Source organism: Salmonella sp. SAL00653, assembly GCF_046552515.1.
In the GTDB taxonomy this organism is placed as follows: domain Bacteria; phylum Pseudomonadota; class Gammaproteobacteria; order Enterobacterales; family Enterobacteriaceae; genus Salmonella; species Salmonella enterica.
Window position 1 is genome coordinate 1 of record NZ_JBGDTY010000013.1, and the last position, 21,797, is coordinate 21,797.

Sequence of the window (21,797 nt, forward strand, 5' to 3'; positions counted from 1 at the left end):
AAATACAAAACGCCCGATGATGTTCATCAGGCGTTTTACAGACAAAAAACTGTCAACCTATATCAGGACTAGTCAACGAAAAAGGGTAAGACGCTGCCGAAGTCAGGACGTCTGGGCGGTTTTGTAACATGAGAATGTGCGCCATGCTGTATATATGCCTTAACGGTTCAGTCATAATCCCTATAAATTGAAATGTTACTCACAGGGAAGAAAAGATGAGTGATATCGCATTGACGGTCAGCGTTCTGGCGTTGGTGGCGGTTGTCGGTTTATGGATCGGCAACATTAAAGTGCGCGGTGTCGGCTTTGGTATTGGCGGCGTTCTGTTCGGCGGTATTATCGTCGGCCACTTCGTCGATCAGGCTGGGGTGACGCTGAGTGGCGATATGCTGCACTTTATCCAGGAATTCGGCCTGATCCTTTTTGTTTATACCATCGGCATACAGGTGGGGCCGGGGTTTTTCGCCTCGCTGCGCGTTTCCGGGCTGCGTCTCAATCTGTTTGCTGTTCTGATTGTGATTATGGGCGGGTTGGTCACCGCGATTCTGCATAAAATTTTCGCTATTCCGCTGCCGGTGGTGCTGGGGATTTTCTCCGGCGCAGTCACCAATACGCCTGCGTTAGGGGCGGGTCAGCAAATCCTGCGCGATCTGGGAACGCCAGTGGATCTGGTGGATCAGATGGGGATGAGCTATGCGATGGCGTATCCGTTTGGCATCTGCGGTATTTTGCTCACCATGTGGCTGATGCGGCTGATTTTTCGCGTTAACGTCGAGGCGGAGGCGCAGAAGCACGAATCCTCTCTCGCTAACGGCCATTCATTAATTCAGACAATGAATATCCGTGTCGAGAATCCGAACCTCAATAATATGGCTATCCAGGATGTGCCGATCCTGAACAGCGATAAAATCATTTGCTCACGCCTGAAACGCGACGACACGCTGATGGTGCCGTCGCCGGGGACGATTATCCAGGCAGGCGACCTGCTGCACCTCGTCGGCCAATCTACCGACCTGCATAACGCGCAACTGGTGATCGGCAAGGAAGTGGACACCTCGTTGTCGACGCGTGGCACGGATTTACGCGTCGAGCGTGTGGTCGTCACCAACGAAAAAGTGCTCGGCAAACGTATCCGCGATTTGCACTTTAAAGAGCGTTATGACGTGGTTATCTCCCGCCTTAACCGCGCGGGCGTTGAGCTGGTCGCCAGTAGTGACGCTAGCCTGCAGTTTGGCGACATTCTCAATCTGGTGGGGCGTCCAGCCTCGATTGATGCGGTAGCCAATGTGGTCGGCAACGCGCAGCAAAAACTCCAGCAGGTGCAGATGCTGCCGGTGTTTATCGGCATCGGATTAGGGGTTCTGCTTGGGTCAATCCCGTTGTTTGTGCCGGGATTCCCGGTCGCGTTAAAACTGGGGCTGGCCGGCGGGCCGCTGATCATGGCGCTAATTTTGGGGCGTATCGGCAGCATCGGTAAGCTGTACTGGTTTATGCCGCCGAGCGCCAACCTCGCGCTGCGTGAGTTAGGCATCGTTTTGTTTCTGGCGGTCGTTGGGCTGAAATCCGGCGGCGATTTTGTCGATACGCTGACGCAGGGCGAAGGATTAAGCTGGATTGGCTATGGTATTTTCATCATCGCTATTCCGCTGATTACCGTCGGTTTGCTGGCGCGGATTTTTGCCAAAATGAACTATCTGACGCTGTGCGGGATGCTGGCCGGTTCGATGACCGATCCGCCAGCGCTGGCATTTGCCAACAATCTTCATGCCACCAGCGGCGCGGCGGCGCTCTCTTACGCGACCGTCTATCCGTTAGTGATGTTCCTGCGTATTATCACGCCACAACTGCTGGCGGTGATTTTTTGGGGAATGGGTTAGCGCCTGATGGCGCGTTGCTTATCCGGCCTACGCACTGTGTTAAATCCAGGCTGGATAACGCGCGCCGCACCGGCCACACTTCTGCTCTTCTTCTTATCTCTTTCCTCAATGAACGCGCTAATCAGCGTAATGCCAACGAGCATAATTCCAATTTTTTTCAGTTAGTTATCAATCTTCTTCGCTTTTTTTTCGTCGCGACGGGTGGTTTTTCAGCTTTTAATTCGGCAATAATGCCTTTCCTGGCGGTGGCGTTGAAAAAGGTCGTAACTGAAATGAAAAATAGCGGCAATGAGCGTGGTTGCGCCAAAACGCATCACCAGTGAACTACAGTTATTTTGCAATAAGATTCCCTTGCTGCGGGATAATGTGAAGCATATCAGCAACAACGTGAGTGGTATTCTGAAAACGAACGGGAATACATAAGAACGTAAAAGGAGTCGTCATGAAGATTTCTCGCCTCGGAGAAGCGCCGGATTATCGCTTCTCACTGGCAAATGAGCGCACCTTTCTGGCGTGGATTCGCACCTCGCTGGGATTTCTGGCGGCAGGCGTCGGTCTTGATCAGCTCGCCCCGGATTTTGCCACGCCGGTGATCCGTGAACTGCTGGCGCTACTGTTGTGTCTGTTTGCGGGCGGCCTGGCGATTTATGGCTATCTACGCTGGTTACGTAATGAAAAAGCGATGCGCCTGAAAGAGGATTTGCCTTATACCCATAGCCTGTTGATCATCAGCGTTATTTTGATGATTGTCGCGGTGATAGTGATGGGGCTGGTACTGTATGCCGGATAGTCGTAAAGCCCGTCGGCAGAACGATCCGGGACTGCAACCGGAGCGTACGTCGCTGGCCTGGTTTCGCACGCTGCTGGGATACGGGGCGTTAATGGCGTTAGCCGTCAGGCACCACTGGCATCAGGCGGGGTTCTTGTTCTGGGTGTCAATCAGCGTTCTGGCGATAGTGGCGGTGATTCTTTGGCGTTATACCCTGAGTCGTAATTTGATGGATGTCGCGCATAGCGATTTTTCCGAAACTCATGTCGTGCGTGACAAATTTTTGATCTCCCTCGCGGTGTTGTCGCTCGCAATCCTGTTTGCTGTTACCCATATTCGCCAACTTATTGCATTTATCGGGAATTTTATATGACAGGACGTCAGGACATTGTCGTGAGTGATGACCAGATTCAGGTCGTCGTAAATCGCCAGAATAGCCAGCGCCCCCAGCAACTGTACCGTAACTTACAACGGCTCGGCATTCGCAATGTCCATTTTATCCCATTGTTGGAACATGACCGGAACGGAATGTTGACCGAGGATTCATTGTGTTCAGCAGACTGGGGGCGGTTTTTAAATAGCGTATTTGATATTTGGGTACGTGAAGATATTCAGCGTATCTCGGTTCGCCTTTTTGATGAGACGCTACAGCAGTGGTGCGGCGGCAGGAATGGCGCTGAAGCGCCGGACAAGGCGCCGCTAAGCGCTGAATGTCAGAAGTGTTCTTTATTACGATTTTGCGGCGGCGGATGCCCTGAGCATCGGGATAGCCAGGGGAAAAATCAGCTTTGCGAGGGCTACCAGACCTTTTTTAACTACTCCTCGCCGCATATGCGGGTGATGCGGGATTTACTGAAGCAGCATCGCTCGCCGGAGGAGTTGATGGCGATGCTGTGTTAACGTCACAGGCCTGATAAGCGTAGCGCCATCAGGCGATGGCGTGCCGGATGGCGCTGCCGTCTTTCCGGCACTGAGCGAGTATTAGCGTCCTTTCGCCAGGTATTGTTCCATTTCATCCTCCGGCACCATGCCGCCCCCGGTTGCCCATACCAGATGCGTCGCGTTGCCGAGCTGCGTCTGACTGAATCCATGCCTTTGCTGATACGCGACGGCGGCGCAAATGCGCTGTGGCCCGGCCATCCCCGCCAGAGCTGATGGCTCCAGTCGAATTCCTTCCTCCTGCGCCAGCCAGCCCAGCATGTCGTACATTGTTTGATCGTCTAAGGTATAGAGGCCGTCAAGCAGGCGCTCCATTGCCCGACCAACAAAGCCCGAAGCGCGACCTACCGCCAGGCCGTCAGCCGCCGTCAGGTTATCAATACCGATATCTTGTACTGAGATGGCATCGTGCAGACCGGTATAAACGCCGAGTAACATGCAGGGTGAATGGGTCGGTTCGGCAAAGAAACAGTGGACGTTGTCGCCAAACGCCAGTTTCAGGCCAAAGGCGACGCCGCCAGGGCCGCCGCCAACGCCGCACGGTAGATAAACAAACAGTGGGTGACTGGCGTCAACGACGCGTCCCTGCTGCGCGAATTGCGCTTTCAGACGCTGACCCGCTACCGCATAGCCCAGAAATAGCGTGCGGGAGTTTTCATCGTCGATAAAGAAACAGTTTGGATCGGATTGCGCTGCTTTACGGCCCTGCTCAACCGCCACGCCGTAATCATCTTCGTATTCCACGACCGTCACGCCGTGGCTACGCAGCTTCGCTTTTTTCCAGGCGCGGGCGTCGGCAGACATATGTACCGTCACTTTAAAACCGATGCAGGCGCTCATGATACCGATCGATAGCCCCAGATTGCCGGTTGAACCGACGGCGATACTGTACTGGCTGAAGAATTGTTTAAATTCCGGCGAAAGCAACACGCTATAGTCATCGTCGGTAGTTAACAGACCCGCCTCCAGCGCCAGTTTTTCCGCGTGCGTTAGCACCTCGTAGATGCCGCCGCGCGCTTTAATGGAACCAGAGATTGCCAGGTGACTGTCTTTTTTTAACAGCATTTCACCGTCGATCGTTTGCCCATACTCTTTTTCCAGCCGCTTTTGCATGGCCGGAATAGCGACCACGTCAGATTCGATCATGCCGCCAGCGGCAGCGGTTTGCGGAAACGCTTTCGCCAGATACGGCGCAAAGCGCGCCAGACGGTCATGGGCGGCGTTTACGTCCTGCTCCGTCAGGCCGACATACGGTAGACCTTGTGCAAGAGAGGTGGCGCCCGGGTTAAACCAGGTGGTTTCTTTGAGGGCGACCAGATCCTCGACCAAAGGATACCGGGCGATGAGCTTTTGTATGTTTTCCATAGTACGTCTCTTTACGATCAGATGATAAAGGAAAGCAGGAATGTGCCAGCCAGTGCAACGACAGATGCGATAAACGTGGCCGTCGTATAGTATTTAAACGTTTCATTCAGCGTAGCGCCGCAATACTGCTTGACCAGCCAGAACAGGGAATCGGTCACGATCGTGCAGCCAATGGCGCCGGAACCGATGGCAATAGCGATGATCTCCGGGCTGACGTCAGGATAGAGCGGCAGCATTGGCGCAACAATCGCGGTGGCGCCCATCATCGCCACCGTCGCAGAGCCGACCGCCGCGTGCAGAATCAGCGCTACCAGCCACGCCAGCAGAATCGGGTGCATATGCATATTTGAGAGGATCACCGCCAGCGTGTCCGCCAGCCCGCTACTTTTTTTGAGAATGGCGTTGAACGCGCCGCCCGCGCCGATAATCAGCAGGATGTTCGCAATGGCGCCAAAGCCGTTTTCGGTGTGGGTAAGTAGCGCGCTCATACCCATATGCTGGCGCAGACCGAGTATGTAATACGCCACAAAGACAGCGATAAACATTGCGGTGATCGGATTACCGATAAACTCCAGCAGCGTATACAACGTGCCGTCTTTCGCCATATTCAGTTCAGCGACGGTTTTCACCAGCATCAGGCCAATCGGCAGCAGAACGGTAAACAGCGTTGCGCCCAGCGACGGCAGGGTGTTTTCGGCGCGCACTTCAAGATCCGCAAACTCTGTCGGTACGGGCTTGAACGGCAGACGATTACCCAGAAACTTTAAGAACAGCGGGCCGCCGACCAATGATGCCATCAGTCCGACCAGCAGACCGTAGACAATCACCGAGCCGATATCCGCCCCCAGTTTATTTGCGACAAACAGCGCAGCCGGATGCGGCGGTACCACGCAATGGACGGCCATCAGCGCGGTACACAGCGGAATGGCCAGCTTCAGCAGCGAGGTATGGGTTTTTTTAGCGATAGAAAACGCCAGTGGGATGAGCAACACGACGCCCACTTCCACGAACAACGTGATACCGCAAATCAGCCCCACCAGTACCATGATCACGTCAGCAGAGAGCCAGCGGCAGCGCTGGAGCGTAAGCCCGATGCGTTCCGCCGCGCCGGAAACCTCCATCATTTTGCCGAGGATGGTGCCAAGACCGATAACGGCGGCCAGAAAACCGAGCGTACCGCCTATTCCGTTTTCTATCGCCGTGACCATCTCCAGCGGCCCCATGCCCATCATCGCGCCGACAAAGAAACTGGCGAGCAGTAACGCCAGGAAGGGGTGGAATTTAAACTTCACGATGGTCAATACGATTAACACGATGCTGATCAGCAGCGTGCTCACTACCCAGATTTGAGCGTGCATATCTCACCTACCCTGTGATTAATCTGTTCTTATTGGACAGAAAAACAGCACCTCCTGACAAACGATATAATTTGCCATTCACATGATGTAAATTGAATCAACTATGTGATTTCCATCTAATATTGCCTTTATTTTGCGATATGGTTCATTTTGCTTCATCTATGTGCGGATTTTTTCAGCGTGTTTTTTTACACTTCGGGAAATTAAAAGATGACTGAGGTTGCCATGGAACCCCTTCGCGATACCCGAAACCGCTTACTCAACGGTTGGCAGTTATCCAAACTCTATACTTTTGAAGTCGCGGCCAGACACCAGTCCTTTGCTCTGGCGGCAGATGAGCTGTCGTTAAGCCCAAGTGCGGTAAGCCATCGTATCAATCAACTGGAAGCCGAGTTGGGAATCCAGCTATTTGTCCGCTCTCACCGTAAGGTGGAGCTTACCCATGAAGGCAAACGGGTATTCTGGGCGCTGAAATCGTCGCTGGATACGTTGAATCAGGAAATCCTCGATATCAAAAATCAGGAACTGTCCGGCACGCTGACCGTGTATTCACGTCCCTCTATCGCCCAGTGCTGGCTGGTGCCTGCGCTGGGGGACTTTACCCGTCGCTATCCGTCAATTTCTCTCACTATGCTGACCGGCAACGATAACGTTAACCTACAGCGTGCCGGCATTGACCTGGCTATCTATTTTGACGATGCGCCGTCGGCGCAGCTCACGCACCATTTTTTAATGGATGAGGCGATTTTGCCCGTTTGCAGCCCGGATTACGCCCATCGTTTCGCCTTGCAGGACAACCTGAATAACCTGCGGCACTGTACGCTCTTACACGACAGACAGGCGTGGAGTAACGATTCGGGCACCGATGAGTGGCACAGTTGGGCGCAGCATTTTGCAGTAAATTTGCCGGATTCAATCCGGCATTGGCTTCGATCGTTCTGATTTAGCGGTGATTGCCGCGATGAACCACATTGGCGTGGCGATGGGGCGTAAACGGCTGGTGCAAAAGCGTCTCGACAGCGGAGAACTGATTGCGCCTTTTGGTGACATGAGGCTGAAATGTCATCAGCATTATTATGTCACCACTCTGCCTGGCAGGCAGTGGCCGAAAATCGAGGCATTTATTCGCTGGTTGCAGGAACAGGTGTGAAGATTTATTACGCTTTGTCGCTACACCTGCCGGGAGTGAATATGCTAAATACGTGCTATCACCGTGGTAAAAATTTTAGGGGGCGTCGTGTTTAAACCGCTTATTGCCTCTCTCATGCTGACCAGCGCGGTCGTCTATGCGAAACCGATGCCTTTGACGGCGGCGCGCTATGCGCAGCAGCTTGGCGTTGGGATGGATGTTGACTGGGCGCGAACGGAACGGGGTATCCGCGAGTTTGATCCGCTGGTCGTGCGGGATTTTAAGGCAAAAGGGTTAACGCATGTCCGTATCCGTGTGGCAGGCGCGCCGACGGAAGCGCGCCTCATCCATTTGCGTAAGCTGGTAGAGGCCTGCGAATACTATGGCGTCATACCCATTATTGCCTATCAGGCGGATGCGTATAAAACCGATCCCAGCGCCAGCCATGAAAAGGAGCTGATCAACTGGTGGAGCGTGGTCGCGCGCTATTTTGGTCAGACATCCCCGCTTCTGGGGTTCGATCTCATTTATGAGCCTGCCGACAAACTTAATCATAATATGGCGTCGCTGAATCGCGTATATGACAAAACCATCCGCCTGATTCACGCCATTGACCCACAGCGGATGATTTTCGTTGCCCCCCGCATGCGCGCCGCGCCGGAGGATTTGTCGGCGCTTAAACTGCCGGCGCAAAGCCAGAACTATGTACTGGCGGAGTGGCACATCTTCCCGTGGGGACCCCTGAAAAGCGGCGGTAAATATCCGTGGACGTCAGGCACGGCGGCGGAAAAAGCGGCGATTCGGGCACGGATTAACGCTGCGGTTCGCTGGCAGCATAAGACCGGCCATGCAAGCTGGGTGGGAGGATGGGCGCCGGGAGAGTCGATAAAAATGACGCCGGTCGCTTCACAGTTCGCGTTTGCCCGTTTTATGGCCTGCGAGCTGAAAAAAGCGCATATCCCGTATGCGATAAACGCGGATACTCAGTTTTATGACGGCGAAGAAGGAGCGTGGCGTCCGGCGCAGGAGCCCCTGCTCAATGCGATGATCGCGCCGGAATGTGAAACGCCCGGCAAAAAGCCGGGCGAGGGGAACGTTAAACCGTCTGTCCCTGATGCGATATCCGTGACGCCAGCGGCAGCCAGCACGCCAGGATCAGCAATCCCATAAGGGTCATCAACAGTCCCAGACTGCCCTGACCGTTTTGCGGCAACATTGCCGAAAGCCACGCCAGTACGCCGGAACCAATATTTTGCAGCCCGCCGACCAGCGCGCCAGCGGTGCCTGCGAGGAACGGAAACGGCTCCATCGCGCCGCTGGTGGCCAGTGGAAATAACATCCCGGCGCCGAAGAAAAACAGCGCAGCGGGGATGAGTAGCGTCCAGACGTTCATCACGCCAAACCAGCCGGGAATCCACATCATAAGGCCTGCCAGCAGACAGCAGATAACTGACTGCCACATCAGGGTTGAGAAGCGTTTATTCGGGCGTCCGGCAAACCAGGCGCCGAAGAACGCCGCCGGAATCGGCAGAATAAACAGAATGCTTACCACCATACTGCTGAGACCTAATACTGCCCCCATCAGCACGCCGGAACAGGCTTCAAAGACCGCAATGCCAGCCAGCCCGCCGATTAGCATCAGCAGGTAACAGTTAAATGCGCCGTTACCAAACAGCGTTTTATAGCTGGCGATCAGCCGTGTGCGCGGCGCGCCGGCGGGGCGGGTTTCCGGCATCCAGCGCGCCATGCTGAAGGTGACGCCAGCGCAAAGCACCAGCAGGAAAGCGTAACACGCGCGCCAGTTCCACAGGGTGTCCAGCAGACCGCCAATCAGCGGCGCTAACAGCGGGCTGACCAGAATCCCCATATTTAACAGACTATTGGCGTGACGAAGTTGCGTTCCTTCATACAGATCGCGCGGGAGCGTTCTCGCCATTACTCCGCCAACGCCGGTTCCCATCCCTTGCATGGCGCTGGCGGCAATCAACACCGTCAAACTATGCGTGGTCATGGCGATCAGAGTCGCTACCATAAAAATAGACATGCCGACGAGGATTACCGGGCGGCGCCCAACCCGGTCGGAAAGCGGGCCGTAAAACAGTTGCGAGACGCCGTAGGTCAGGAGGTAAGCAGCCATTACGCTCTGGACGGCGCCTTCCCGGACGTTTAGCGCTTGTGCCATATCGGCGATGGCGGGAATATAAATGGTTTGCGCCATCTGCCCTACGGCCACCAGTAACACCAACATCAACAACAAATTGACGTTTCTCTGCCTTTTCATTTCGCTGATTACTTTTCAAAAAAAGAAAAAATAAGAATAACTTGCTGCGCATTCCCATAAATGCGAGAGGAATCTATCACACCAGAAAAAGAAGGCCAGACAGCAACCAGCAATGGCAGACGAAGGAACGGCAGGATATGTAAACAAAAGCGGCAACAAATGTTGCCGAGAATGTGTTACGTCTGTGGCTGTTATTGGGCAATTATGACAGACGGAGTAAAATCGCCCCGAGGGCAATCCCGCCTGCCGCCACCAGACGTAGCCCGGCCACTTTCTCTTTAAGCAACAGCCAGGCTATCAGCGCGCCGAATAAAATCGACGTCTCACGCAGCGCGGCGACCACCGCCAGCGGCGCCTGGGTCATGGCCCATAGCGCCAGCCCATAAGATCCCATAGTGCCAATCCCGCCAAAAATGCCTTTTTTCCACTGTTGCGCCAGATAACGCGACGCTTCCCGCCGCCGCGCAATCATCGCCCAGGTTAACAGGCAGGCGCCGTTGAGAAAAAATGACCATAGCGTATAGCCCAGCGCCGTTTCTGAGAGTCTTACGCCGGTCCCGTCCACCAGCGTATATCCGGCAATAAAACAGGCGTTAGTTAATGCCAGCACGACACCACGTTGAGAGCTGGCGCGGCCATTACAGGCCATCCCAAGTATCGCCATGCAGATCACTGCGATGCCGACCCAGGCCATCGACGACAGGCTGTCGCCAAGAAACAGAACGCTAATGAGTGCCACCAGCAGCGGCGCGGTGCCGCGCATAAGAGGATAGGTCTGGCTCATGTCCGAGACCTGATAGGTTTTCGCCACCAGGACGGTATACACCACCTGGAGCGCGGTAGAGGCCGCTAAAAAAGGGATACTGGCGTGAGCTGGCTGCGGCGAGAAGGGCAAAAGGATCAATGCCATGACCGCCGCGGAACCGCTGACGCCGATCGCGGCGTAGAGCTTATCGTTTCCCGCTTTGACAATGGCGTTCCAGCTGGCATGTAGCAGCGCGGCGAACAGCAAAATGCAGAAAACGGAAAGGGTCATAGCGTCAGGCGTCGTTGAGGGTGTCATAAAAACGTAACATACCCGGGAAGCGAAAGACCAGCGGATAAGGTGAAAGGGGAGCGGTTGCCCGCTCCCCTTCGGTGCGGCTTGAATCTGAATTACTTAAGGTATTTCAGAACAGCATCAAGCAGTTGCAGTGCTGCAACAATGAGTTTCAGGATAAGAATGGTGATATCCACTACGCTCATACGCGTCTCCTGTGGTTAAGGAGCACTGCCAGCCGACGTACCTTTCCGCTGCCTGTTGCCAGCTGTTGCGCACGCGATCCCTTTTGCGAGGAATAGTGTGCGTGTTGACATAACACAGTGTGCTCACGAGGGGGTTAAGGCGCTGACGGCACCACCCGTTTCAGCCAGGACTTCGTTGCGCCGGTTTACAATGCGGCCCCCGCATAACACATTGTGTCAAAGACATTATAGTTAAGTGCTGTATAAATGAACAGTAATTTATAGACAGAACGGAGCTTCTGATCCATACTCAAATTCATCAAAATTCGCGCCGAAATTGCGCGTTCTGCACAGAACGCGTATACTTCTGCTGTTGACATAACACAGTGTGCTTCGCGGCTACCACCCGCATTACGCTGTAAGAACCTCGCTTCGGCGAGGTTTTTTGTTTTCAGGCATTGTGAAACGCGTGATCATCAATCCCGGCGATTACCGGAGGGCGCTACGCTTATTACGCCTATACTCAAAACGTGTAAATTCGTAGAAAAATGTGATCGCTGACGCATTTTTGTGCAGATGAAAATTTTTCCGTTGTCATGCTGAAAGCGCTGTGCTTGTATAAAACGTGTTAATAACAAACAGACAAGGCCCCTAATGAACCCTTCCATGCTGAACGCGACCCTACTAACAACTGCGCCATCTCGCGCAGTGGTCGTCGTGCGTGTGGTGGTGGTCGTCGGCAATGCGCCGTAGGGTCCGGAACACACACGATTCCAAAACCCCGCCGGCGCAAACCGGGCGGGGTTTTTTGTTTAAGACACCTTCCCGGAACGTCGGCTCAGAATAAAAGGAATGGAGCATGGCAAGTTCGGGCACAACATCTACACCTCAGCGCTTTACGGGCGCGGAATTTATAGTTCATTTTCTGGAGCGCCAGGGGATTCGTATCGTCACCGGCATTCCCGGTGGTTCGATCCTCCCCGTTTACGACGCGTTAAGCCAAAGCACGCAAATCCGTCATATTCTGGCGCGCCATGAACAAGGCGCGGGGTTTATTGCGCAGGGGATGGCGCGAACGGAGGGTAAACCTGCTGTTTGTATGGCCTGTAGCGGGCCGGGCGCGACCAATCTGGTCACGGCCATTGCCGATGCGCGCCTGGATTCCATTCCGTTAATCTGCATTACCGGGCAAGTTCCGGCGTCCATGATCGGTACTGACGCGTTTCAGGAAGTGGATACCTACGGTATCTCTATCCCCATCACCAAGCACAACTATCTGGTCAGAAATATCAACGAGCTGCCTCAGGTGATGAGCGATGCTTTTCGTCTGGCGCAGTCGGGGCGTCCCGGCCCGGTGTGGATAGACGTTCCTAAAGATGTGCAGACGGCGACAATTGAGCTGGATGCGTTGCCGTCGCCGGCGGAAAAATCACCCCCGCCGGAGTTGAGCGCGGAGAGTATCCGCGAGGCCGCCGCAATGATTAACGCGGCGAAGCGTCCGGTGCTGTATCTGGGCGGCGGCGTGATCAATGCGCCGACACGCGTGCGCGAACTGGCGGAAAAAGCGCAACTGCCGACGACAATGACCTTAATGGCGCTGGGAATGCTGCCTAAGGCGCATCCGCTGTCGTTAGGAATGCTGGGGATGCACGGCGCGCGCAGTACCAATTTTATTCTGCAAGAGGCCGATTTACTGATTGTTCTGGGCGCGCGTTTTGATGACCGGGCGATTGGCAAAACGGAGCAGTTTTGTCCGAACGCCAAAATCATCCATGTGGATATCGATCGCGCCGAGTTAGGCAAAATTAAGCAGCCGCATGTGGCTATTCAGGCGGATGTCGATGATGTACTGGCACAGTTAATTCCCCATATCGAGGCACAGCCGCGGGAAGCATGGCATCAGTTGGTGGCGGACTTGCAGCAAGAATTCCCTTGCAGTATTCCCCAGGAAAATAACCCGCTTAGTCACTATGGGCTGATTAATGCGGTCGCCGCCTGTGTGGACGACAACGCGATTATTACCACTGACGTAGGTCAGCATCAGATGTGGACCGCGCAGGCTTATCCGCTCAACCGTCCGCGTCAGTGGCTGACTTCCGGCGGGCTGGGCACCATGGGGTTTGGTCTGCCCGCGGCGATTGGCGCGGCGCTGGCGAATCCGGGCAACAAGGTGCTGTGTTTTTCCGGCGACGGTAGTTTGATGATGAATATTCAGGAGATGGCTACCGCCAGTGAAAACCAGTTGGATGTGAAAATTATCCTGATGAATAACGACGCGCTGGGACTGGTACATCAGCAACAGAGTCTGTTCTATAAACAGGGCGTTTTTGCGGCGACCTATCCGGGGAGCATCAACTTTATGCAGATTGCCGCCGGGTTTGGTCTGGATACCTGTGATTTGAATAACGAAGCCGATCCGCAGGCGGCGTTGCAGGCTATCATTCGTCGTCCTGGACCGGCGTTGATCCATGTGCGCATTGATGCAGAAGAAAAAGTGTATCCGATGGTGCCGCCGGGCGCGGCAAATACAGAGATGGTGGGGGAATAAGCCATGCAGAAACAATCACATGATAACGTTATTCTGGAGCTGACCGTTCGCAACCATCCTGGCGTGATGACCCACGTCTGCGGGCTGTTCGCCCGACGCGCTTTCAACGTTGAGGGTATTCTCTGTTTACCGATTCAGGGCAGCGATCAGAGCCGCATCTGGCTTCTGGTCAATGACGATCAGCGGCTTGAACAGATGATCAGTCAGATCGATAAACTGGAAGACGTGGCGAAGGTGGTACGAAACCAGTCCGATCCCACCATGTTCAATAAAATTGCCGTCTTTTTTGAGTAAGTTATTCACTTTCCGAATCAGGCGTGATGACTTTGACGGAACCATTCCGACAGTGAGCGGCATAATCTGTCGGTAATGGGCGATCGCTAATCAGGACATCAAAGGCAGAAAGCGGACCAATGCTGGCAGGCGCGACCTCATCAAACAGGGCGTGACGCGCCAGCAAAATTTTGCGCAGACCGCGCTCCATCGCTTTACGTTTGGCGGCAAGATCATCCGGGTTAAACCAGCTCACGCCAAAATGTTCATGTACGCCGCTGGCGGAAATAAACACTTTGCGCGGATTGAGCGAATCCAGCGCCGAAGGATTATTGGCATCATAAAAGGCATCGCTCTTGGCCCGATAGGTGCCGCCGCACAAAATCGCCGTGGCATTAGGCTTTTCATTCAGCGCGATAAATACCCGATGCGAGTAGCAAATCCCGGTAAAGGTAATATCATCCGGTATCATGCTGATAACTAATGGCATTTCCGGACCGTTATCAAAAAAAACCAGATCGTTTTCACGCACCAGGCCAGCGGCCAGGATCGCAACGGGAAGGTCGTCCCGATGATGCGTCTTTTTCGCCGGCAGCGGCATATTGGTTGAAGACGTAGGCTTATTTACCATGACGATATAGCCGCCGAGCAGCGTCAGCGGTAAAGGGTCATCATCCTGGCTGAGATCGCGGCGAATGGTCATCACCGAAACTTCCAGCATCCGCGCGGCGTCTTTCAGATGGATTCGATCGGTCTTTTTCAGTAACTCCATCAAGCGTCGGATACGTTCTTTTTGCTTGGTCTCCATTCACCCTCTCCGCAAATCATGTTGTTATGTTCCATCAGTAACATTTATGTGTTTCTGAGAACATTACAGTGTGGCACTACTATACGTCCGGCCGTCAGGAAATAAAAGTGGGTTTATTCGCGTTTTATAACAATGAATAGTTAATTTTCAGTAAATTGTAACCCTAAAAATGATTTGTTCCGCCAGGGATTGTTCACGCAGTAAATGGCAAAATGATCCTCTAATCGCGATCATAGTCACAAATGATACGGAAGTAACATGGTAATGTTATTTTAATATCATTGTCGTGTGACGATTTCTGAGAGGGAGTAAAATGGATATCGCGGTTATTGGCTCTAACATGGTGGACCTTATCACCTACACCAACCAGATGCCTAAAGAAGGGGAAACTCTGGAAGCGCCGGCGTTTAAAATCGGCTGCGGCGGAAAAGGGGCGAACCAGGCCGTGGCGGCCGCTAAGCTCAATTCAAAAGTATTGATGTTGACCAAGGTGGGCGACGATATTTTTGCCGACAACACCATTCGTAATCTCGAATCCTGGGGGATCAATACGACGTATGTAGAAAAAGTACCGTGTACCAGCAGCGGCGTAGCGCCGATTTTCGTCAACGCCAACTCCAGCAACAGCATTCTGATCATCAAAGGCGCTAACAAGTTTCTCTCGCCGGAAGATATCGATCGCGCGGCGGAAGATTTAAAAAAATGCCAGCTTATTGTTCTGCAACTGGAAGTTCAGCTTGAAACGGTTTATCACGCAATAGAATTTGGCAAGAAACATGGGATTGAAGTGTTATTAAACCCTGCGCCAGCATTACGGGAATTAGATATGTCTTATGCCTGTAAATGCGATTTCTTTGTACCCAATGAAACCGAGCTGGAAATATTAACCGGTATGCCAGTGGATACCTATGACCATATTCGCGCAGCGGCACGTTCGCTGGTGGATAAAGGGCTGAATAATATTATCGTCACCATGGGTGAGAAAGGCGCGCTGTGGATGACGCGTGACCAGGAAGTCCATGTTCCGGCGTTTAGAGTGAACGCTGTTGATACCAGTGGCGCGGGCGATGCCTTTATCGGCTGTTTCGCGCATTACTACGTCCAGAGCGGGGATGTGGAAGCCGCCATGAAAAAAGCCGGCCTCTTTGCCGCTTTCAGCGTCACCGGGAAAGGCACCCAATCCTCTTATCCAAGCATTGAGCAATTTAATGAGTATCTTTCGTTGAACGAATAACAATCACCCTGCACTGTTAAAGGTAGCACTATGAACGATAAAAACATCGTTCAGATGCCCGACGGGTATCTGAATAAGACACCTCTGTTCCAGTTTATTTTGTTATCCTGTTTATTCCCATTATGGGGATGCGCAGCCGCGTTAAATGATATTCTGATTACGCAATTTAAAAGTGTATTTTCGCTGAGCAACTTTGCTTCGGCATTAGTACAAAGCGCCTTTTATGGCGGTTATTTTTTAATTGCTATTCCGGCCTCGCTGGTCATTAAAAAAACCAGTTATAAAGTGGCGATACTTATCGGCCTGACGCTATACATTGTCGGCTGTACGCTCTTTTTCCCGGCGTCGCACATGGCGACCTACACCATGTTCCTCGCGGCGATTTTCGCCATTGCGATTGGCCTGAGTTTCCTGGAAACGGCGGCGAATACCTACAGTTCGATGATCGGGCCGAAAGCCTACGCCACGCTGCGGCTGAATATCAGCCAGACCTTTTATCCGATCGGCGCGGCGGCAGGCATTTTATTGGGTAAATATCTGGTCTTTTCCGAAGGGGAAAGCCTGGAAAAACAGATGGCGAGCATGAATGCCGAGCAAGTCCACAACTTCAAGGTGCTGATGCTGGAAAACACTCTGGAACCCTATAAGTACATGATTATGGTTCTGGTAGTGGTGATGGTACTGTTCCTGCTGACGCGTTTCCCGACCTGTAAAGTCGCGCAAACCGCGAGTCATAAACGTCCCTCGGCGCTGGATACGCTACGCTATCTCGCCAGCAACGCCCGCTTCCGTCGCGGTATTGTGGCGCAGTTCCTGTATGTGGGAATGCAGGTGGCGGTCTGGTCGTTCACTATCCGTCTGGCGCTGGAGTTAGGCGATATCAATGAGCGCGATGCCTCAACCTTTATGGTCTACAGCTTCGCCTGCTTTTTTATCGGCAAGTTTATCGCCAACATTCTGATGACACGCTTTAACCCGGAAAAAGTCCTGATCCTTTACTCTGTGATCGGCGCGCTGTTCCTGGCCTATGTAGCGCTGGCGCCCAGCTTTAGCGCGGTATACGTGGCGGTGCTGGTCAGTGTTCTGTTTGGCCCCTGCTGGGCGACCATTTATGCCGGAACGCTCGATACCGTCGATAACGAACATACCGAAATGGCGGGGGCGGTCATCGTGATGGCGATTGTCGGCGCGGCGGTGGTTCCTGCGATTCAGGGTTATGTGGCGGACATGTTCCACTCGCTACAGCTCTCATTCCTGGTTTCCATGCTGTGCTTTGTTTACGTTGGCGTTTACTTCTGGCGCGAAAGCAAAGTGCGCGGCAACCTGGCTGAAGTCGCCGCGTCCTGAGGAGATCAACCATGACAACACGTATTACATTATGGCGGGAGCTTTTTAACGAGCAGCCGCGTATCTTGCTGGAAAATGATGATTTTACGGTTACGGCGTTTCGTTACGCCAGCGGCGTGGAAGGACTGAAAATACAAAACAGCCGCGGTCATCTGGTGATTCTGCCCTGGATGGGGCAGATGATTTGGGACGCGCAGTTTGACGGTCATGACCTGACTATGCGCAACATGTTCCGCCAGCCGAAGCCGGCTGCGGAAGTGGTGGCAACGTATGGTTGCTTTGCTTTCCATTCCGGACTATTGGCGAATGGCTGCCCGTCGCCGGAAGATACACATCCGCTGCACGGCGAGATGCCCTGCGCTGCCATGGACGACGCCTGGCTGGAGTTAGAGGGCGACAGTCTGCGCGTGACCGGGCGCTACGAGTATGTGATGGGGTTCGGTCATCATTATCAGGCGCAACCTGCGGTGGTAATGCGTAAAGCAAGCGCGCTGTTTGATATTCAGATGACCGTGACTAACCTGGCTTCAGTCGCCATGCCGCTACAGTACATGTGCCACATGAACTATGCCTATGTGCCGAACGCCACGTTCCGCCAGAATATCCCGGATACCGCGCTGAAGCTACGCGAGTCGGTGCCGGCGCATGTCAAACCCACAGCGCAGTGGCTGGCGTTTAATCAACGGCTTTTGCAGGGTGAAGCCTCGCTGGCAACGCTCAACGAGCCTGGCTTTTACGACCCGGAAATCGTGTTCTTCGCCGATGAACTGGACAGGTACACGGATACCCCAGAATTCAGTATGATCGCCCCGGATGGCACCACGTTCGTGACACGTTTCGCCAGCGCGGAGCTGAATTACGTGACCCGCTGGATTCTTTATAACGGCGATCAGCAGGTTGCCGCCTTTGCCCTGCCCGCGACCTGTCGGCCTGAAGGTTTTCTCGCGGCGCAGCGAAATGGAACCTTGCTTCAACTGGAACCGCAGCAAACCCGGACGTTCACCGTCACGACAGGCATTGTCTGACCGCTCAAGGCTTGAACAGCCGCGCGCTTATCGTTAAGGTAAGCGCGTTTTTTTTATCCATCAGGACAGAACCCATGATCACCGTTGCCCTTATCGACGACCACCTTATCGTCCGCTCCGGCTTTGCACAGCTACTGGGGCTGGAACCTGATTTGCAGGTGGTCGCTGAGTTTGGTTCCGGGCGCGAAGCGTTGGCAGGTTTACCGGGGCGCGGCGTACAGGTGTGTATCTGCGATATTTCGATGCCGGATATTTCCGGACTGGAGCTGCTAAGCCAACTGCCAAAAGGGATGGCGACGATCATGCTCTCGGTTCACGATAGCCCGGCGCTGGTGGAACAGGCGTTGAACGCCGGCGCGCGCGGTTTTCTCTCTAAACGCTGTAGTCCGGATGAACTGATCGCCGCGGTGCATACGGTGGCGACGGGCGGCTGCTATTTGACCCCCGATATTGCCGTGAAACTGGCGGCGGGTCGGCAAGATCCGCTAACCAAACGCGAGCGTCAGGTGGCGGAAAAACTCGCCCAGGGTATGGCGGTAAAAGAGATTGCCGCCGAGCTGGGGCTGTCGCCAAAAACGGTGCATGTCCATCGCGCGAATCTGCTGGAAAAATTAGGCGTCAGCAATGACGTTGAACTGGCGCATCGCATGTTTGACGGTTGGTAATGAACACCTTTTTTTCCCGTTTAATCACCGTTGTTGCCTGCTTTTTTATTTTCTCCGCCGCGTGGTTCTGCCTGTGGAGCATCAGCCTACATCTGGTAGAACGCCCGGAGCTGGCGGCGCTACTCTTTCCCTTCGGCCTGCGCCTGGGACTTATGCTGCAATGCCCGCGTGGATACTGGCCAGTATTGCTGGGCGCGGAGTGGCTGCTGGTGTACTGGTTGGCGCAGGAAGTTGCGCTGACCCATCTGCCGCTTTTGATGATCGGTAGTGTGTTGACGCTACTGCCCGTGGCGCTGACTTCGCGTTACCGCCATCAGCGCGACTGGCGAACGTTATTGCTTCAGGGCGCGGCCCTCACCGCCGCGGCGCTACTGCAATCCCTGCCCTGGCTGGGGCAGGGGGAAGCGGCATGGAACGCTCTACTGCTGACCCTCACGGGTGGTCTGACGCTGGCCCCCATCTGCCTGGTTTTCTGGCACTATCTCACCAGCACTACCTGGCTGCCGCTGGGACCATCGCTGGTATCGCAGCCGGTAAACTGGCGCGGGCGGCATCTGATCTGGTATCTGCTGCTGTTTATCGTCAGTCTGTGGCTGCAACTGGGTTTACCTGCTGAACTTTCGCGCTTCACGCCGTTCTGCCTGGCGTTGCCGATTATCGCGCTCGCCTGGCATTATGGCTGGCAGGGCGCGCTCATTGCCACACTGATGAATGCTATCGCGCTGATCGCCAGCCAGACCTGGCACGATCATCCCGTCGATTTATTGCTTTCGCTATTGGCGCAAAGCCTGACCGGGCTACTGCTTGGCGCTGGCATTCAGCGTCTGCGCGAGCTGAACCAGTCGTTGCAAAAGGAGCTGGCGCGCAACCATCGGCTGGCGGAGCGTCTTCTGGAGACCGAAGAGAGCGTACGGCGCGATGTTGCGCGTGAGCTGCACGATGACATCGGACAGACCATCACCGCGATTCGAACCCAGGCGGGCATTGTGCAACGACTGGCGGCGGATAACGGCGGCGTGAAGCAGAGCGGGCAACTTATCGAGCAGCTTTCGCTGGGCGTGTATGACGCCGTGCGTCGCCTGCTGGGGCGCTTGCGCCCGCGCCAGCTAGACGACTTAACGCTGGCGCAGGCCATCCGTTCGCTGCTGCGCGAAATGGAGCTGGAAAGCCGCGGTATTGTCAGTCACCTCGACTGGCGAATTGACGAAACGGCGCTGAGTGAAAGTCAGCGCGTGACGCTGTTTCGCGTCTGTCAGGAAGGGCTGAATAACATCGTAAAACATGCCAATGCCAGCGCGGTGACGCTCCAGGGCTGGCAGCAGGATGAGCGGCTGATGCTGGTGATTGAGGATGACGGCAGCGGCCTGCCGCCGGGCTCTCACCAGCAGGGCTTCGGCCTGACCGGAATGCGCGAACGCGTGTCGGCGCTCGGCGGGACGCTAACCATCTCTTGTACCCACGGTACGCGGGTGAGCGTCTCGTTGCCCCAGCGTTACGTTTAAGGAAGGATAATGCTTTCGTTTTTAAAAGCCCCGGCCAACGCGCCGCTCATCACCGATAAGCACGAGGTTGACGCCCGCTATCGCTACTGGCGGCGGCATATCCTGATCACCATTTGGTTGGGTTACGCGCTGTTCTATTTCACCCGTAAAAGCTTTAACGCCGCCGCGCCGGAAATCCTTGCCAGCGGCATACTGAGTCGCAGCGATATCGGCCTGCTGGCGACGCTGTTTTACATCACCTACGGGGTGTCGAAATTTGTCTCCGGCATCGTTAGCGATCGCTCTAACGCTCGCTATTTTATGGGCATCGGGCTGATTGCGACCGGCGTAGTGAATATTCTGTTCGGCTTCTCGACCTCGCTGTGGGCCTTTGCGCTGCTATGGGCATTGAACGCCTTTTTCCAGGGGTTTGGATCGCCGGTTTGCGCCCGTTTGCTGACCGCCTGGTACTCGCGTACCGAGCGCGGCGGCTGGTGGGCGTTATGGAACACCGCGCACAATGTCGGCGGGGCGCTGATCCCTCTCGTTATGGCCGCTGTCGCCCTGCATTATGGCTGGCGCGTCGGGATGATGGTGGCCGGATTGCTTGCCATCGGGGTGGGCATGGTCCTCTGCTGGCGGCTGCGCGACCGTCCGCAGGCGATTGGTTTACCGCCGGTAGGCGACTGGCGGCACGATGCGCTGGAGGTCGCCCAACAGCAAGAGGGCGCGGGGCTAAGTCGCAAAGAAATCCTCGCTAAATATGTGCTGTTGAATCCCTATATCTGGCTGCTTTCGCTGTGTTATGTCTTAGTGTACGTGGTGCGCGCGGCGATCAACGACTGGGGCAACCTGTATATGTCCGAGACGCTGGGCGTGGATTTGGTCACGGCCAATACGGCAGTATCGATGTTTGAGCTGGGGGGATTTATCGGCGCGCTGGTGGCGGGCTGGGGCTCGGACAAACTCTTCAACGGTAACCGCGGACCGATGAATTTAATCTTCGCCGCCGGGATTCTGCTCTCTGTGGGTTCGCTGTGGCTGATGCCGTTCGCCAGCTACGTGATGCAGGCGGCCTGTTTCTTCACCACCGGTTTCTTTGTCTTCGGCCCGCAGATGCTCATTGGCATGGCGGCGGCGGAGTGCTCGCATAAAGAGGCGGCGGGCGCGGCCACCGGCTTTGTCGGCCTGTTCGCCTATCTCGGCGCGTCGCTTTCCGGCTGGCCGTTAGCGAAAGTGCTGGAGATCTGGCACTGGACCGGTTTTTTTGCGGTCATCGCCATCGCGGCGGGGATCTCCGCGCTATTGCTGCTGCCATTTCTGAACGCTCAGGCCCCACGCGAGACCAGCGAAGCGTGATGCACCTCACCTTTTTGCGCTGAATGGGGCAAAACTAAGAAATTTTCCCGGTTTTGCCTGGACGCTGTCGCAGGCCTCTTTTCCTGTGGATTTTTACAATGCCTGCCATTCGCAG

20 protein-coding genes and 2 pseudogenes are annotated in these 21,797 nt (G+C 54.6%); 15 read left to right on the top strand and 7 right to left on the bottom strand.

Annotation, left to right across the window (positions count from 1 at the left end):
• Positions 1-215 precede the first annotated feature (215 nt).
• From ACLJRU_RS15245 to ACLJRU_RS15260, 4 genes are all read left to right on the top strand, one after another.
• The gene (locus ACLJRU_RS15245) at positions 216-1,877 is read left to right on the top strand and encodes a putative transporter (protein WP_187790656.1); all 1,662 of its coding nucleotides are present in this window, start codon (positions 216-218) and stop codon (positions 1,875-1,877) included.
• Positions 1,878-2,319: 442 nt separating this feature from the next.
• Positions 2,320-2,667 carry a YidH family protein gene (locus ACLJRU_RS15250; RefSeq protein ID WP_000703964.1) on the top strand — a complete coding sequence of 116 codons (348 nt, stop codon included), beginning with the start codon at positions 2,320-2,322 and terminating at the stop codon, positions 2,665-2,667.
• On the top strand, positions 2,657-3,019 hold the full coding sequence (locus tag ACLJRU_RS15255) for a DUF202 domain-containing protein (protein WP_001113454.1): 363 nt from the start codon (positions 2,657-2,659) through the stop codon (positions 3,017-3,019). The genes ACLJRU_RS15250 and ACLJRU_RS15255 overlap by 11 nt, the downstream gene beginning before the upstream one ends.
• On the top strand, positions 3,016-3,546 hold the full coding sequence (locus ACLJRU_RS15260; RefSeq protein WP_000147829.1) for a radical SAM protein: 531 nt from the start codon (positions 3,016-3,018) through the stop codon (positions 3,544-3,546). The genes ACLJRU_RS15255 and ACLJRU_RS15260 overlap by 4 nt, the downstream gene beginning before the upstream one ends.
• A gap of 81 nt (positions 3,547-3,627) precedes the next feature.
• Here ACLJRU_RS15260 and dsdA read toward each other — a convergent pair whose 3' ends face one another.
• Complete coding sequence (gene dsdA / locus ACLJRU_RS15265; RefSeq protein ID WP_000427990.1) at positions 3,628-4,950, bottom strand: D-serine ammonia-lyase; 1,323 nt, start codon at positions 4,948-4,950, stop codon at positions 3,628-3,630.
• A gap of 17 nt (positions 4,951-4,967) precedes the next feature.
• Positions 4,968-6,308: a D-serine transporter DsdX gene (gene dsdX / locus ACLJRU_RS15270; RefSeq protein ID WP_023235391.1), complete on the bottom strand. Its 1,341-nt coding sequence runs from the start codon at positions 6,306-6,308 to the stop codon at positions 4,968-4,970.
• Positions 6,309-6,533: 225 nt separating this feature from the next.
• Between dsdX and dsdC the strand changes: the two are divergent.
• Both dsdC and ACLJRU_RS15280 read left to right on the top strand, forming a co-directional pair.
• Positions 6,534-7,458, top strand: a pseudogene (gene dsdC, locus ACLJRU_RS15275) (DNA-binding transcriptional regulator DsdC).
• Positions 7,459-7,521: 63 nt separating this feature from the next.
• Positions 7,522-8,607 (top strand): cellulase family glycosylhydrolase, encoded by a 1,086-nt coding sequence (locus ACLJRU_RS15280; protein WP_000238925.1) that lies wholly within the window; start codon positions 7,522-7,524, stop codon positions 8,605-8,607.
• Here the strand turns inward: ACLJRU_RS15280 and emrD are convergent.
• From emrD to ACLJRU_RS15300, 4 genes and pseudogenes are all read right to left on the bottom strand, one after another.
• A complete protein-coding gene (gene emrD / locus ACLJRU_RS15285) occupies positions 8,534-9,718 on the bottom strand; it encodes a multidrug efflux MFS transporter EmrD (RefSeq protein WP_000828743.1) in 1,185 nt (394 codons plus the stop codon). The two genes, ACLJRU_RS15280 and emrD, sit on opposite strands and share 74 nt — an antisense overlap.
• Before the next feature lie 202 nt (positions 9,719-9,920).
• Positions 9,921-10,781 (bottom strand): DMT family transporter, encoded by an 861-nt coding sequence (locus ACLJRU_RS15290; protein WP_001531658.1) that lies wholly within the window; start codon positions 10,779-10,781, stop codon positions 9,921-9,923.
• A 92-nt stretch (positions 10,782-10,873) separates the two neighbouring features.
• Complete coding sequence (gene tisB / locus ACLJRU_RS15295; RefSeq protein ID WP_000117642.1) at positions 10,874-10,963, bottom strand: type I toxin-antitoxin system toxin TisB; 90 nt, start codon at positions 10,961-10,963, stop codon at positions 10,874-10,876.
• Positions 10,960-11,074: pseudogene (locus ACLJRU_RS15300) on the bottom strand (hypothetical protein). Before ACLJRU_RS15300 ends, tisB begins: the two are co-directional and overlap by 4 nt.
• A 522-nt stretch (positions 11,075-11,596) precedes the next feature.
• Here ACLJRU_RS15300 and ivbL point away from each other — a divergent pair.
• From ivbL to ilvN, 3 genes are all read left to right on the top strand, one after another.
• Positions 11,597-11,695 carry an ilvB operon leader peptide IvbL gene (gene ivbL, locus ACLJRU_RS15305; protein WP_001541152.1) on the top strand — a complete coding sequence of 33 codons (99 nt, stop codon included), beginning with the start codon at positions 11,597-11,599 and terminating at the stop codon, positions 11,693-11,695.
• Positions 11,696-11,801: 106 nt separating this feature from the next.
• Positions 11,802-13,490 (top strand): acetolactate synthase large subunit, encoded by a 1,689-nt coding sequence (gene ilvB, locus ACLJRU_RS15310; protein ID WP_001541151.1) that lies wholly within the window; start codon positions 11,802-11,804, stop codon positions 13,488-13,490.
• A gap of 3 nt (positions 13,491-13,493) precedes the next feature.
• Positions 13,494-13,784, top strand: a complete 291-nt coding sequence (gene ilvN, locus ACLJRU_RS15315; protein WP_001171826.1) for an acetolactate synthase small subunit — start codon at positions 13,494-13,496, stop codon at positions 13,782-13,784.
• 1 nt (position 13,785) lies between these two features.
• Here ilvN and ACLJRU_RS15320 read toward each other — a convergent pair whose 3' ends face one another.
• Complete coding sequence (locus ACLJRU_RS15320; RefSeq protein ID WP_000448641.1) at positions 13,786-14,571, bottom strand: DeoR family transcriptional regulator; 786 nt, start codon at positions 14,569-14,571, stop codon at positions 13,786-13,788.
• 313 nt (positions 14,572-14,884) lie between these two features.
• On the opposite strand from ACLJRU_RS15320, the gene rbsK reads away from it, so the two are divergent.
• The 6 genes from rbsK (at position 14,885) to ACLJRU_RS15350 (ending at position 21,682) form a co-directional block, all read left to right on the top strand.
• A complete protein-coding gene (gene rbsK, locus ACLJRU_RS15325) occupies positions 14,885-15,805 on the top strand; it encodes a ribokinase (protein WP_001541150.1) in 921 nt (306 codons plus the stop codon).
• Positions 15,806-15,835: 30 nt separating this feature from the next.
• Complete coding sequence (fucP, locus tag ACLJRU_RS15330) at positions 15,836-17,152, top strand: L-fucose:H+ symporter permease (RefSeq protein ID WP_000998363.1); 1,317 nt, start codon at positions 15,836-15,838, stop codon at positions 17,150-17,152.
• 11 nt (positions 17,153-17,163) lie between these two features.
• Positions 17,164-18,177, top strand: a complete 1,014-nt coding sequence (locus tag ACLJRU_RS15335; RefSeq protein ID WP_001541149.1) for an aldose 1-epimerase family protein — start codon at positions 17,164-17,166, stop codon at positions 18,175-18,177.
• 74 nt (positions 18,178-18,251) lie between these two features.
• A complete protein-coding gene (gene uhpA, locus ACLJRU_RS15340; RefSeq protein WP_000633672.1) occupies positions 18,252-18,842 on the top strand; it encodes a transcriptional regulator UhpA in 591 nt (196 codons plus the stop codon).
• Positions 18,842-20,344 (top strand): signal transduction histidine-protein kinase/phosphatase UhpB, encoded by a 1,503-nt coding sequence (gene uhpB / locus ACLJRU_RS15345; RefSeq protein WP_001091267.1) that lies wholly within the window; start codon positions 18,842-18,844, stop codon positions 20,342-20,344. Before uhpA ends, uhpB begins: the two co-directional genes overlap by 1 nt.
• A 9-nt stretch (positions 20,345-20,353) precedes the next feature.
• Complete coding sequence (locus ACLJRU_RS15350; protein ID WP_000948164.1) at positions 20,354-21,682, top strand: MFS transporter; 1,329 nt, start codon at positions 20,354-20,356, stop codon at positions 21,680-21,682.
• The last annotated feature ends 115 nt before the right edge of the window (positions 21,683-21,797 follow it).